Consider the following 14721-nt stretch of genomic DNA (forward strand, 5'->3'; position numbering starts at 1 on the left):
TTGTTTTCATCAAAAAAGCATTTTTTATTAATGATGCTATAATTTTAAGCATTAATAAAAAAAGATAAAGGAGATTGAGATATGAAAAAAAGAAAAGTGTTACATTGTTCAAGTTGTAATAAAGAAATTAATGGTAATGATTTAGCTTCAAACTCAAAAACAGCAAGAAAAATTATGAAATGCCCAGAGTGTGCTAATCAATAATTTTTTGATTATTAATAAAATTTATACTATTATCAATAGCCCTTATCAACTAATTTTAAAAATTTTTACTGATTGTTTTAGAAATCTAAAACAATTTTCATCTTAATTGTTAATAAAACAAATTAGAATTAAAAACAATACTAGTCTATATCTATTGATATCAAAGGCAAGAATATAAAGAACTTATTTCTGAAATCAAAATATGGAGGAGTATTATATGTCTAAAAAAAATAAAAATTCAAAAATTATTGCTGGAATAATTAGTTCTGCGGTTTTAATTAGTGGTGCAACTACTGGTATTTTATATAATTCTGAAATGGAAGAAAATATTGAAGAAGAAATTGAAATTGAAAAGAAAAAAAACTTAGAAATAATTTTTCCTAAAGGAAAAAGAAATTTAGGTAAAATTTATATTGGACAAAACATAACTACTATAAATGATGATGAAAAAGTAAAAAAAGAAATTATAGATATTTTTAGTAATAAATATAATATAGATGTAACTAGTTTGGAAATTAAAATTGTTACTAATCAAAATGAAGCAATAATTACTTCAATAAATGAAGATATCTATATTGGAACAGTAAAGCTTAAGTATAGTCCTAATAGATCTTTTGTAACGTTAGATTATATTGTTCCTGATTTGAATATAAGAGATAAACAAGTTCCTACTTACTCTTATCAACATCATCAAGAAATTTTATTTGGAAAAAATGATATTTTAAATGATAATGAATTTAAAAATTTACCTGCTGTAAATGATTTTATTAATATTTTAAATGAACAAGTTAAATTTAAAGCAAGTGAAGAATCAAATAATGCTTTTAAAAAGTTAGAAAATAATAATGATAATTTTAAAGATTTTGAAGATTTAAAAAAACAATTTAATGATCATCATCTTTTATTTGATGGCAAAATTGATTTTGAATCATTTATTAAAACAATTAGTAATTATCATATAAATGCAAACATTGATGAATTAAAAACAGGAATATGTCGGTTTTATAATATTTTAGCTCAATTATATGGAAAAAATAATGTTTTTAAAATGTTAGAAAAAATTGAATTAGATCAAAAGTTGTGAGAACAATCTAAAAATAAATATGTCAGGAGAAGCATATTTTGGTTCTTGTAATGATAATATGTGTAATACTAAAATAATACTTGATACAGATTTTAGAGATATAAAGTATGGAATGGAAGTTATGGTACATGAATATGGTCATATTTTGGATTCTTTAATTCGTAATAAACAAAATAATAATTTTGATGCAAGAAAATATATGATTTCATCATTAGCAAACGGAACTAAGATTAATAACAAATCTTATCAAAAACTTTTAAGTTATGGTATTGTTAGAAGTTGATATGGAAGAACATCATATATTGATTTATTTCCAGAAGCTTTTGGTCGTTGAATAATGACTCCTGAACAAAATCGTGATCTTGGATGAGAAAAATTAGATAAATTTTTTCGAATAGATTTACTTAAATTATTATAATAACAAAAAATATATCTTTATAATCATAATAAGGACAAAATAAACTTTGTCCTTATTATTAATTTTGTTTATTAATTAAAAATGCTGAGTTATACTTGTAAGTGCAAGTAAATAAAATTGCAAAAAATTCTCATATAAAAATTTCATAATGCTAAATTTAGTTTAGAAAAAAGTAAGGAGTTTTTATATGAGTTATAAACATCTTGGCATAGATGAAAGAATTTATATTGAGAATCAATTGAAATTTAAATTTAAAATTAGTGAAATAGCTAAAAATCTTAATCGAAGTATTAGTACTATTATTCGAGAAATTAATAGAAATAAAGATAATAATCATTATTTTTCATTAATTGCACAAAATAAAGCTGAAAATCGAAAACAATCACATATTAGTTTTCATAAGTTTAAAAATAAGAATTTAGTAAAATATGTACAACAAAAATTACTATTAGGTTGATCACCTGAACAAATTTATGGCAGAATTAAAAATTTTCATAAAGAATGAGTTATTAGTTTTAAAACAATTTATACTTGAATTTATTTTGGAATGCTTGATAAAGTTACTAGTAAAAATTTAAGAAGAAAAGGTAAAAAACGAAAATCTAAAGAAAATCGTGGCAAGTTTAATGGTAAATCAATTAAAGAACGAGATATAAATGTTAATGATCGTATAACACTTGGTCATTGAGAAGGAGATACTATAGTATCATCACGAGGTAAAAGCAAATCATGTTTAATAACTTTAGTTGAAAGAGTATCACGATTTACTTTAGCAATATTAGTTAAAAACAGAACTACTAAAGTTATTAATAAAAATGTCAGTTATTATTTATCAATTCTTCCTAAAAACATTGTTAAAACTATTACTTTTGATCGTGGCAAAGAATTTTCAAATTGACAACAACTTGAAAAAAATTTAGATGTAAAAATTTATTTTGCCAATCCATATTCACCTTGACAAAGAGGTACTAATGAAAATACTAATGGTTTAATTAGAGAAAAATTTCCTAAAAAATTTATTTTTTCAAAAACTAATAAAAATGAAGTTCATAAATTTATATTGTCTTTAAATCAAAAACCGAGAAAAATACTAAATTATCTTTCACCAATCGAATATTTGGATAGAAAAATAATTTAGTTGCACTTACCTTTACAATTTAGCAAATTGTAAATAAAGTTATTAATTGTTCATTATGTTATGAAAATTAATATTGTTTAATGCAATGTTAACATATGTCATACGACCAAATGAAGAATTTAAAAAACAATACCATTGAAAGTAAATATTATCATTATAATGTCAAAGATCTAAGTTAAGAGCAATTTCTGTTCCTCATCCTCCACCATCTTTAGTATTAATATAAGCAATAAAAAGAACATTAGCATTACCAGGGTTTTTATATTGTTCAATTTTTGCAGTATTAGTTGCTAGTGTTGGACTACTTTCAATTCCTGTTGAAGTTGATACTTTGAAATATGAATTAATAAAAGAAAAAGTTGGATACATATTAGTGAAGGTATTTCAGTCTCTCGCGTAATTGCTTCACTTAAGAATATTATAAACATTAGAATTATCAGTAGCGATTGATGTTCCATTATGTCAATCTGAAAAAGAATAATTTATTTTATCATTAATAATATTATTAGTGTTTTTTCAATTATTATAATAAATAGCCACTAGATTATTACTTTTATCAAAAATTCAATTTAATGAATAGTTTTTAGTAGTTAATGTTAGTGGTGATTTATTCAAAAAATTATAAACATTTTGATTATCAATAATTAAATTAATAATGTCACTAGTTAATTGATTGTTAATTTGCCCTTTTAAACTAGTTTGATTAATAAAATACACTGCTAAGTTATTAGCTATTGTCTTACTAATTTTATTATCATGTGTTGCTTTAGCAATATAATATAAACCTAGTGTTTCATTTAGATTATTGCTATGTTCAACTTTATCAGCACCTGCTTGATTAGAAATATCAATATGTTTTTCAATATCACCTTGTTGAATATATTTTCAATTATTATAACCAGTAAAGTATGAATCAGAATATTCACTTTTACTATATGGATTATAATCATCTTTAATAATAGTTACTTTTTTGTGGCTGTTCATTTCTTGTTTTGTATTTTCAATATTTACTTTATCTTTATCAGGAATATTTATATTAGGGTTATAAACTAGGTTACCATAGTTATCTACTAAAAAAGTATTCCTTGCTTTAGGAAAAGTGTATTTTGCTAAAGATAATGTATCATAACTATAAAATTTATGATCTGTTATTGATTGATTAGTAATTCACTCACTATTGCTTAAATAGTTAAATTGGTTATTGAATGAAGTATTATTTTCTTCTAATTGATTTATTAGTACAGTATTTTCAATATTTTTATTATTAATATTGTTTCCTAAAAAAGTTAAAGGTGGTATCACACTTAAAAAAATTAAATATTTATTCATAATTTTATACCTCTATTTTTTAAATAATTATTTAAAAAATTAATAATTATATATTTTATAACACTTTAGTCATTAAAAAGTGTTGATTTAATTATAAACATTTTATTTGAAATTAGCAAAAACTAAAAAACTTAAATAAATAATGTGTATTAAATGTACTTTACAATATGTTTCAATATTAATAATTTGCATATTAAATAAGTTCTTTTTTAAGTTATAATATTTATTTATAACCCAATGAAAAAAATAATAATTTATTTATTGGAAAAATATTATTATTATGATAATATTCTACAAAAGAATATAAAGTTTTTTAATCCTCTTATTTTAGTTAAGTATCATTTTTCACCGCAAGTTTAGAATTTTAAAAAAACATCTTAGTTGATGTTTTCTTTTTTATTTTTTTGATTTTCTCGTTTATCTCCATACATTAAAGTTTTTAAGAAAAAATGAATAGGAATTCAAATAATTGTGATACATAAAAGTATAGAAATAGAACTAATAATGCGTTTAAAAATTTTCATAAATACCTCTTTTTTTAATTTTTAATGATAATTAAAATTTTATCATTTTTTTATGATATGCTTATTAAAGATTTATATTTTTTTATAAATCATTTAATTTTATTAAAAATTCTTGTCCGAGATGATTATAAATGAATATTTCATATAATTTTTATGTGCTAAATTGTAAAGGTAAGTGCAACTAAATTATTTTTCTATCCAAATATTCGATTGGTGAAAGATAATTTAGTATTTTTCTCGGTTTTTGATTTAAAGACAATATAAATTTATGAACTTCATTTTTATTAGTTTTTGAAAAAATAAATTTTTTAGGAAATTTTTCTCTAATTAAACCATTAGTATTTTCATTAGTACCTCTTTGTCAAGGTGAATATGGATTGGCAAAATAAATTTTTACATCTAAATTTTTTTCAAGTTGTTGTCAATTTGAAAATTCTTTGCCACGATCAAAAGTAATAGTTTTAACAATGTTTTTAGGAAGAATTGATAAATAATAACTGACATTTTTATTAATAACTTTAGTAGTTCTGTTTTTAACTAATATTGCTAAAGTAAATCGTGATACTCTTTCAACTAAAGTTATTAAACATGATTTGCTTTTACCTCGTGATGATACTATAGTATCTCCTTCTCAATGACCAAGTGTTATACGATCATTAACATTTATATCTCGTTCTTTAATTGATTTACCATTAAACTTGCCACGATTTTCTTTAGATTTTCGTTTTTTACCTTTTCTTCTTAAATTTTTACTAGTAACTTTATCAAGCATTCCAAAATAAATTCAAGTATAAATTGTTTTAAAACTAATAACTCATTCTTTATGAAAATTTTTAATTCTGCCATAAATTTGTTCAGGTGATCAACCTAATAGTAATTTTTGTTGTACATATTTTACTAAATTCTTATTTTTAAACTTATGAAAACTAATATGTGATTGTTTTCGATTTTCAGCTTTATTTTGTGCAATTAATGAAAAATAATGATTATTATCTTTATTTCTATTAATTTCTCGAATAATAGTACTAATACTTCGATTAAGATTTTTAGCTATTTCACTAATTTTAAATTTAAATTTCAATTGATTCTCAATATAAATTCTTTCATCTATGCCAAGATGTTTATAACTCATATAAAAACTCCTTACTTTTTTCTAAACTAAATTTAGCATTATGAAATTTTTATATGAGAATTTTTTGCAATTTTATTTACTTGCACTTACAAGTATAACTCAGCATGTTAAAAAAATTTTTTATGCTTGTTATGTTAAAAATGTTGTTTTACCTATTGATATTTTAAAAAATGAAAGAAATAAATTAGGTATAAAGAATATTGGTAATATTACTAAATTAAGAAATAATAATGTTCGTACTAAATGTAAATTAGTTCAAAAAGCATTACATAATTTTTATAATGCAAAAGTTTTAAGTTTTTTAACTTTAACTTATCATAAAAATGAAACTGATATTAGAAAAGCAAAACATGATTTACAATTATTCTTTAAACGTTTAAAACGTTGATGAAATGACCCTAAACGTTCTAAATATTTAGGTGAATTAAGATATTTTTATGTTTATGAATATCAAAAGCGTGGTGCAGTTCATTTTCATATATTATTTAATCGTAAAATACCTTATAGTATGATAACTAAATGATGACCACATGTTGGTAATAATAAAGGTATTGATTTAAAAGTTGTACATAAAGGTACAAATGAATTTGTGGTTAAATATTTGAGTAAATATGTAACAAAAGTACAAGAAAATATTAAATCTTTAAATCAAAAAGATGTTGGTATTCAAGCATATTCTTTTAGTAGAAATTGTAAAAATCCGCTTGTAGTTCGTGGTACTAAAATGTTAAGTTTACAAGAATTAGTACAAGCATGTGAAAAAGCAAAAGAATTTTATTTATTTAAAACTAAATCAAATGAACAAGGTGTTACTTATTTAATTGGCGGAAGTTATGATTATATTGCTAGTTGTGATTACTTTAAAGATTTTAACTATTATATTAGTTTAGAAAGTTTACGATTTAGATATTGATTAAAAAATAAATTTAATAGAAATGATATTTTAGATTTTATTTATAAAGTTTTTGATAAAAGTAAAATTGAAAAAATATTTTTAAATAAATGAATTCTACATTAATTTTAAATTTTTTCAAGTAAAATAATACTTTTGTCATTATTTAGTGATAATTTCCTATTAGTTATCGAGCAAAAATTTCCCAAAAGTAAAGTTAAATATACTTGGTGATAAATATGGAAAGAAGCATGACTATGAAAGAAAAATATAAGTTTAATATTATAAATGACATTATTATTAATAAATTATCTAAACATCAAGCTAAGAATAAACTTAACCTAACTATTAGAAGAATTAACCAATTAATTCAAATTTTCAATAGAGAAGGTAAAGTTGGTTTTATTCATAAATCCCGAAATAAAATTTCTAATAAAACAACAAATTTTGAAATCAAAATTAAGATTATAAATTTATATAAAACCAAATATTATAATTTTAATTTTCAACATTTCCATGAGAAATTAAACAATGAAGAAAAAATTAAAATTTCATATAGTACACTTTATACTATATTAATTAAAGAAAAAATTACTTCACCAAAAAGACATAAAAATAAGAAAAATAACTTGCATCCTACAAGAAACCGAAGAACAAATTTTGGTGAATTAATTCAAATGGATGCAAGTAATCATCATTGATTTGGTAAGGATAAACCAAAAGCTTTTTTACATGCTGCAATTGATGATGCTACAGGCAATATTGTCGGACTATGATTTGATCATCAAGAAACATTAGATGGTTATTATAATGTTTTTTATCAAATTTTAACTAAATATGGCATACCAAAAACATTTTATACTGATAATAGAACAGTTTTTGGATATAAAAAAACAAATCGATGCTGGCAAAATAAACACGGAAAATGATACTTATACTCAATTCCAAAAGTCTTGTAATGATTTAGGTGTTGAAATTATTAGAACTTCCATTCCACAAGCTAAGGGTAGAATCGAACGCTTATTTGGAACACTTCAAAGTCGCTTAATTAGTGAACTTAGACTTAATAAAATTAAAAATTTAGAAGAAGCTAATCAATTTCTTAAAATATATATAAGTATTTTTAATAAGCAATTTGCCTTACCTATTGATAATAATAAATCTGCTATGATTAAAGCTCCAAACCAAGAAGAAATAAATATTTATCTTTCAAGATTTTCTAAAAGAAAAACGGATAGTGGTTCAACTATAACATATTATGGTAAAAAGTATTTTCCTTATAAAAATAGCAAAGTTCAATACATACAACCTAGAACTGATGTAATTGTACTTAAATCGTTTATTAATGAGTTATATCTTAGTTATAATCATCAAATATATGAATTAAAAGAAATAGCACCAAAACCAATTATCAAAGAGGATTTGATAAAAACTAAAAAGGTTTATATACCAAATAAAAACCATCCTTGAAGATATGGATACTAATAATACCAAATTAAAATTAGATAAAATTCTTTTTATAAAAGATTATTTTTGTGAATACTTAACTATATAAAATTTTAAATCGTTTGTCGAGCAGCAAATTTGATGGCTTAAAATTGATTTTAAAGATATAAAAAATAAAATTATACACCACCAATAGCACAAGCACCAGAAGCCATTGTTGTAATACCACCAACAACATTACCAATTATGGGAATAGTATTTAAAGCACCATTAACAATAGTTAATGTGTTTTCACAATTTAAATTTGATTTATTTTCTAGATTTAGAAGTCTGTTGTCAAGTTCATTAACTTGTTTTTTTAAAGTTTCAAAATCTGCTTTGATTCCTTGAATATTTTTGTTTAATTCATCTAACTTTAATTCATGTTCAATTAAAGTTGAAATATAACTTCAATCTCTTATATAACCTTTTATTATTTCTTTTTCTGTCAATATCGAGTGAAAATTTCCCAAAAATATTTATCAAAAAAAATAAAAAAGAAGTAAAATTTAACAAATAAAAGTTGCTTTGTTTTGAAAGTAAATATTTTTATATTTACTTTCAAAGGAGAACAAAATTATGAAATATTTTAGTCCAAGTTATTGATTTAAATTGTGAGTATTAACTGCTCCACTTTTAAATAATAAAATACAAGGTATTAATGGTAAGTCAATTGATAATTCAAATATTAAAAATTGAGTTAGAAAAAATACGACTAGTTTAGATTTAGTAAATCAACAATTAAATTTTGCAAGTAATAATCAAACAGATTTTATTATTAACAACCCAACAACAAATAGCAAAATAAATATGAATAAACATCGTCATGAAAAACACAGAAATCGATTAAAAAGAACATTAAATGGTAAAAACGAAATAAGGGGTAGTTGAGGTAAAGTAACTTGTTCATTTACACCAAAAACTTTTGAAGGAATAATAGCTGATTATCATTATTGAAAAGATAATCCTGCATGAGAACTTGGCGAAAAATTTAAAGAGGATATGATGCAACGATATAATTCTAATGATATTTCAATTACTGCAATTTTTCCATGAACATGAAAAGAAATACAACAAGTAGGTAAAACAATTTGAGATAATTTTTCAAAAATTGAAAAAGTATATACAGATAGTTCTAGAAAAGAACGTATAGAAATTGTACTTTATGAAAAACCATTTAATTGATTTGATTTTGAATCAGTAAGAATAATAACAGAAGATGAGAAATATTATCCAAATAATCGTCTTGATAATTTAGAAAATGATTTTCCAGATTGAAATAAAGCTAAATTGTAAAGGTAAGTGCAACTAAATTATTTTTCTATCCAAATATTCGATTGGTGAAAGATAATTTAGTATTTTTCTCGGTTTTTGATTTAAAGACAATATAAATTTATGAACTTCATTTTTATTAGTTTTTGAAAAAATAAATTTTTTAGGAAATTTTTCTCTAATTAAACCATTAGTATTTTCATTAGTACCTCTTTGTCAAGGTGAATATGGATTGGCAAAATAAATTTTTACATCTAAATTTTTTTCAAGTTGTTGTCAATTTGAAAATTCTTTGCCACGATCAAAAGTAATAGTTTTAACAATGTTTTTAGGAAGAATTGATAAATAATAACTGACATTTTTATTAATAACTTTAGTAGTTCTGTTTTTAACTAATATTGCTAAAGTAAATCGTGATACTCTTTCAACTAAAGTTATTAAACATGATTTGCTTTTACCTCGTGATGATACTATAGTATCTCCTTCTCAATGACCAAGTGTTATACGATCATTAACATTTATATCTCGTTCTTTAATTGATTTACCATTAAACTTGCCACGATTTTCTTTAGATTTTCGTTTTTTACCTTTTCTTCTTAAATTTTTACTAGTAACTTTATCAAGCATTCCAAAATAAATTCAAGTATAAATTGTTTTAAAACTAATAACTCATTCTTTATGAAAATTTTTAATTCTGCCATAAATTTGTTCAGGTGATCAACCTAATAGTAATTTTTGTTGTACATATTTTACTAAATTCTTATTTTTAAACTTATGAAAACTAATATGTGATTGTTTTCGATTTTCAGCTTTATTTTGTGCAATTAATGAAAAATAATGATTATTATCTTTATTTCTATTAATTTCTCGAATAATAGTACTAATACTTCGATTAAGATTTTTAGCTATTTCACTAATTTTAAATTTAAATTTCAATTGATTCTCAATATAAATTCTTTCATCTATGCCAAGATGTTTATAACTCATATAAAAACTCCTTACTTTTTTCTAAACTAAATTTAGCATTATGAAATTTTTATATGAGAATTTTTTGCAATTTTATTTACTTGCACTTACAAGTATAACTCAGCATGTTAAAAAAATTTTTTATGCTTGTTATGTTAAAAATGTTGTTTTACCTATTGATATTTTAAAAAATGAAAGAAATAAATTAGGTATAAAGAATATTGGTAATATTACTAAATTAAGAAATAATAATGTTCGTACTAAATGTAAATTAGTTCAAAAAGCATTACATAATTTTTATAATGCAAAAGTTTTAAGTTTTTTAACTTTAACTTATCATAAAAATGAAACTGATATTAGAAAAGCAAAACATGATTTACAATTATTCTTTAAACGTTTAAAACGTTGATGAAATGACCCTAAACGTTCTAAATATTTAGGTGAATTAAGATATTTTTATGTTTATGAATATCAAAAGCGTGGTGCAGTTCATTTTCATATATTATTTAATCGTAAAATACCTTATAGTATGATAACTAAATGATGACCACATGTTGGTAATAATAAAGGTATTGATTTAAAAGTTGTACATAAAGGTACAAATGAATTTGTGGTTAAATATTTGAGTAAATATGTAACAAAAGTACAAGAAAATATTAAATCTTTAAATCAAAAAGATGTTGGTATTCAAGCATATTCTTTTAGTAGAAATTGTAAAAATCCGCTTGTAGTTCGTGGTACTAAAATGTTAAGTTTACAAGAATTAGTACAAGCATGTGAAAAAGCAAAAGAATTTTATTTATTTAAAACTAAATCAAATGAACAAGGTGTTACTTATTTAATTGGCGGAAGTTATGATTATATTGCTAGTTGTGATTACTTTAAAGATTTTAACTATTATATTAGTTTAGAAAGTTTACGATTTAGATATTGATTAAAAAATAAATTTAATAGAAATGATATTTTAGATTTTATTTATAAAGTTTTTGATAAAAGTAAAATTGAAAAAATATTTTTAAATAAATGAATTCTACATTAATTTTAAATTTTTTCAAGTAAAATAATACTTTTGTCATTATTTAGTGATAATTTCCTATTAGTTATCGAGCAAAAATTTCCCAAAAGTAAAGTTAAATATACTTGGTGATAAATATGGAAAGAAGCATGACTATGAAAGAAAAATATAAGTTTAATATTATAAATGACATTATTATTAATAAATTATCTAAACATCAAGCTAAGAATAAACTTAACCTAACTATTAGAAGAATTAACCAATTAATTCAAATTTTCAATAGAGAAGGTAAAGTTGGTTTTATTCATAAATCCCGAAATAAAATTTCTAATAAAACAACAAATTTTGAAATCAAAATTAAGATTATAAATTTATATAAAACCAAATATTATAATTTTAATTTTCAACATTTCCATGAGAAATTAAACAATGAAGAAAAAATTAAAATTTCATATAGTACACTTTATACTATATTAATTAAAGAAAAAATTACTTCACCAAAAAGACATAAAAATAAGAAAAATAACTTGCATCCTACAAGAAACCGAAGAACAAATTTTGGTGAATTAATTCAAATGGATGCAAGTAATCATCATTGATTTGGTAAGGATAAACCAAAAGCTTTTTTACATGCTGCAATTGATGATGCTACAGGCAATATTGTCGGACTATGATTTGATCATCAAGAAACATTAGATGGTTATTATAATGTTTTTTATCAAATTTTAACTAAATATGGCATACCAAAAACATTTTATACTGATAATAGAACAGTTTTTGGATATAAAAAACAAATCGATGCTGGCAAAATAAACACGGAAAATGATACTTATACTCAATTCCAAAAGTCTTGTAATGATTTAGGTGTTGAAATTATTAGAACTTCCATTCCACAAGCTAAGGGTAGAATCGAACGCTTATTTGGAACACTTCAAAGTCGCTTAATTAGTGAACTTAGACTTAATAAAATTAAAAATTTAGAAGAAGCTAATCAATTTCTTAAAATATATATAAGTATTTTTAATAAGCAATTTGCCTTACCTATTGATAATAATAAATCTGCTATGATTAAAGCTCCAAACCAAGAAGAAATAAATATTTATCTTTCAAGATTTTCTAAAAGAAAAACGGATAGTGGTTCAACTATAACATATTATGGTAAAAAGTATTTTCCTTATAAAAATAGCAAAGTTCAATACATACAACCTAGAACTGATGTAATTGTACTTAAATCGTTTATTAATGAGTTATATCTTAGTTATAATCATCAAATATATGAATTAAAAGAAATAGCACCAAAACCAATTATCAAAGAAGATTTGATAAAAACTAAAAAGGTTTATATACCAAATAAAAACCATCCTTGAAGATATGGATACTAATAATACCAAATTAAAATTAGATAAAATTCTTTTTATAAAAGATTATTTTTGTGAATACTTAACTATATAAAATTTTAAATCGTTTGTCGAGCAGCAAATTTGATGCCTTAAAATTGATTTTAAAGATATAAAAAAATAAAATTATACACCACCAATAGCACAAGCACCAGAAGCCATTGTTGTAATACCACCAACAACATTACCAATTATGGGAATAGTATTTAAAGCACCATTAACAATAGTTAATGTGTTTTCACAATTTAAATTTGATTTATTTTCTAGATTTAGAAGTCTGTTGTCAAGTTCATTAACTTGTTTTTTTAAAGTTTCAAAATCTGCTTTGATTCCTTGAATATTTTTGTTTAATTCATCTAACTTTAATTCATGTTCAATTAAAGTTGAAATATAACTTCAATCTCTTATATAACCTTTTATTATTTCTTTTTCTTGTCTTTTTCAATTATATAATGCTTGAGGATTAAATGTTTTAGAATTATTGATTGCTTGTGGTAAAGTAGAATTTCATTCATTTATATGTGCAAATCATTGTTTAACTTTTGAATCATTTGCTATAATATTTGAAATTTCATTAAATTTATCTTGTGTTACATAGGTAAAAGTTGGTTTTGTCAAACCATAAGAATAGGGACTAAAAGTACCAACAATTATTTTTTTTCAAAATAGCCAATAAAGTGTGAGTAATTAGATTTATCCAATAAATAAACTTCTGATAATTTAAAATTATGATATTTTTTCTTTATGGCACTTTTAATTTCGTTATCAACGTTATGATTAATTTTTCCTAAATTAATTTTTATATCTTTGCTGAGTTATACTTGTAAGTGCAAGTAAATAAAATTGCAAAAAATTCTCATATAAAAATTTCATAATGCTAAATTTAGTTTAGAAAAAAGTAAGGAGTTTTTATATGAGTTATAAACATCTTGGCATAGATGAAAGAATTTATATTGAGAATCAATTGAAATTTAAATTTAAAATTAGTGAAATAGCTAAAAATCTTAATCGAAGTATTAGTACTATTATTCGAGAAATTAATAGAAATAAAGATAATAATCATTATTTTTCATTAATTGCACAAAATAAAGCTGAAAATCGAAAACAATCACATATTAGTTTTCATAAGTTTAAAAATAAGAATTTAGTAAAATATGTACAACAAAAATTACTATTAGGTTGATCACCTGAACAAATTTATGGCAGAATTAAAAATTTTCATAAAGAATGAGTTATTAGTTTTAAAACAATTTATACTTGAATTTATTTTGGAATGCTTGATAAAGTTACTAGTAAAAATTTAAGAAGAAAAGGTAAAAAACGAAAATCTAAAGAAAATCGTGGCAAGTTTAATGGTAAATCAATTAAAGAACGAGATATAAATGTTAATGATCGTATAACACTTGGTCATTGAGAAGGAGATACTATAGTATCATCACGAGGTAAAAGCAAATCATGTTTAATAACTTTAGTTGAAAGAGTATCACGATTTACTTTAGCAATATTAGTTAAAAACAGAACTACTAAAGTTATTAATAAAAATGTCAGTTATTATTTATCAATTCTTCCTAAAAACATTGTTAAAACTATTACTTTTGATCGTGGCAAAGAATTTTCAAATTGACAACAACTTGAAAAAAATTTAGATGTAAAAATTTATTTTGCCAATCCATATTCACCTTGACAAAGAGGTACTAATGAAAATACTAATGGTTTAATTAGAGAAAAATTTCCTAAAAAATTTATTTTTTCAAAAACTAATAAAAATGAAGTTCATAAATTTATATTGTCTTTAAATCAAAAACCGAGAAAAATACTAAATTATCTTTCACCAATCGAATATTTGGATAGAAAAATAATTTAGT

Annotated in this window: 14 protein-coding genes and 1 pseudogene; 10 read left to right on the forward strand and 5 right to left on the reverse strand. The window is 22.1% G+C overall.

What is annotated here, in order from left to right; all coding sequences use genetic code 4:
• Positions 1-81 precede the first annotated feature (81 nt).
• The 4 genes from AACL03_RS05970 (at position 82) to AACL03_RS05985 (ending at position 2844) form a co-directional block, all read left to right on the forward strand.
• Positions 82-204 (forward strand): hypothetical protein, encoded by a 123-nt coding sequence (locus AACL03_RS05970; protein WP_256468302.1) that lies wholly within the window; start codon positions 82-84, stop codon positions 202-204.
• Positions 205-421: 217 nt separating this feature from the next.
• Positions 422-1339, forward strand: a complete 918-nt coding sequence (locus tag AACL03_RS05975; RefSeq protein WP_339039833.1) for a hypothetical protein — start codon at positions 422-424, stop codon at positions 1337-1339.
• Positions 1308-1706 (forward strand): hypothetical protein, encoded by a 399-nt coding sequence (locus AACL03_RS05980; protein ID WP_339039834.1) that lies wholly within the window; start codon positions 1308-1310, stop codon positions 1704-1706. Before AACL03_RS05975 ends, AACL03_RS05980 begins: the two co-directional genes overlap by 32 nt.
• A gap of 187 nt (positions 1707-1893) precedes the next feature.
• Positions 1894-2844 carry an IS30 family transposase gene (locus AACL03_RS05985; protein ID WP_339038665.1) on the forward strand — a complete coding sequence of 317 codons (951 nt, stop codon included), beginning with the start codon at positions 1894-1896 and terminating at the stop codon, positions 2842-2844.
• Between the two features lie 42 nt (positions 2845-2886).
• Here AACL03_RS05985 and AACL03_RS05990 read toward each other — a convergent pair whose 3' ends face one another.
• Complete coding sequence (locus AACL03_RS05990; RefSeq protein WP_339039835.1) at positions 2887-4173, reverse strand: hypothetical protein; 1287 nt, start codon at positions 4171-4173, stop codon at positions 2887-2889.
• Between the two features lie 705 nt (positions 4174-4878).
• Positions 4879-5829 carry an IS30 family transposase gene (locus AACL03_RS05995; protein WP_339038665.1) on the reverse strand — a complete coding sequence of 317 codons (951 nt, stop codon included), beginning with the start codon at positions 5827-5829 and terminating at the stop codon, positions 4879-4881.
• Positions 5830-5869: 40 nt separating this feature from the next.
• On the opposite strand from AACL03_RS05995, the gene AACL03_RS06000 reads away from it, so the two are divergent.
• Together AACL03_RS06000 and AACL03_RS10010 are read left to right on the forward strand one after the other, a co-directional pair.
• Positions 5870-6847 (forward strand): rolling circle replication-associated protein, encoded by a 978-nt coding sequence (locus AACL03_RS06000; protein WP_339039836.1) that lies wholly within the window; start codon positions 5870-5872, stop codon positions 6845-6847.
• 113 nt (positions 6848-6960) lie between these two features.
• Positions 6961-8206: pseudogene (locus AACL03_RS10010) on the forward strand (ISNCY family transposase).
• Positions 8207-8346: 140 nt separating this feature from the next.
• Here AACL03_RS10010 and AACL03_RS06015 read toward each other — a convergent pair.
• On the reverse strand, positions 8347-8658 hold the full coding sequence (locus AACL03_RS06015; protein WP_339039837.1) for a hypothetical protein: 312 nt from the start codon (positions 8656-8658) through the stop codon (positions 8347-8349).
• A 127-nt stretch (positions 8659-8785) separates the two neighbouring features.
• On the opposite strand from AACL03_RS06015, the gene AACL03_RS06020 reads away from it, so the two are divergent.
• A complete protein-coding gene (locus AACL03_RS06020; protein WP_339038935.1) occupies positions 8786-9502 on the forward strand; it encodes a hypothetical protein in 717 nt (238 codons plus the stop codon).
• Positions 9503-9514: 12 nt separating this feature from the next.
• Here the strand turns inward: AACL03_RS06020 and AACL03_RS06025 are convergent, their stop codons facing one another.
• Entirely contained in the window at positions 9515-10465 is a 951-nt protein-coding gene (locus AACL03_RS06025; RefSeq protein ID WP_339038665.1) for an IS30 family transposase, read from the reverse strand.
• Positions 10466-10505: 40 nt separating this feature from the next.
• Here AACL03_RS06025 and AACL03_RS06030 point away from each other — a divergent pair, with 40 nt between their 5' ends.
• Both AACL03_RS06030 and AACL03_RS06035 read left to right on the forward strand, forming a co-directional pair.
• The gene (locus AACL03_RS06030; RefSeq protein ID WP_339039836.1) at positions 10506-11483 is read left to right on the forward strand and encodes a rolling circle replication-associated protein; all 978 of its coding nucleotides are present in this window, start codon (positions 10506-10508) and stop codon (positions 11481-11483) included.
• Positions 11484-11596: 113 nt separating this feature from the next.
• Positions 11597-12841, forward strand: coding sequence for an ISNCY family transposase (locus AACL03_RS06035; RefSeq protein WP_339038937.1), 1245 nt, complete (start codon positions 11597-11599; stop codon positions 12839-12841).
• 141 nt (positions 12842-12982) lie between these two features.
• Here the strand turns inward: AACL03_RS06035 and AACL03_RS06040 are convergent, their stop codons facing one another.
• Positions 12983-13474 carry a hypothetical protein gene (locus AACL03_RS06040; protein ID WP_338980346.1) on the reverse strand — a complete coding sequence of 164 codons (492 nt, stop codon included), beginning with the start codon at positions 13472-13474 and terminating at the stop codon, positions 12983-12985.
• 295 nt (positions 13475-13769) lie between these two features.
• Here AACL03_RS06040 and AACL03_RS06045 point away from each other — a divergent pair, with 295 nt between their 5' ends.
• On the forward strand, positions 13770-14720 hold the full coding sequence (locus AACL03_RS06045; RefSeq protein ID WP_339038665.1) for an IS30 family transposase: 951 nt from the start codon (positions 13770-13772) through the stop codon (positions 14718-14720).
• Position 14721 lies beyond the last annotated feature (1 nt).

It is taken from the genome of Spiroplasma endosymbiont of Andrena trimmerana (genome assembly GCF_964019575.1).
GTDB lineage: Bacteria > Bacillota_I > Bacilli_A > Mycoplasmatales > VBWQ01 > Spiroplasma_E.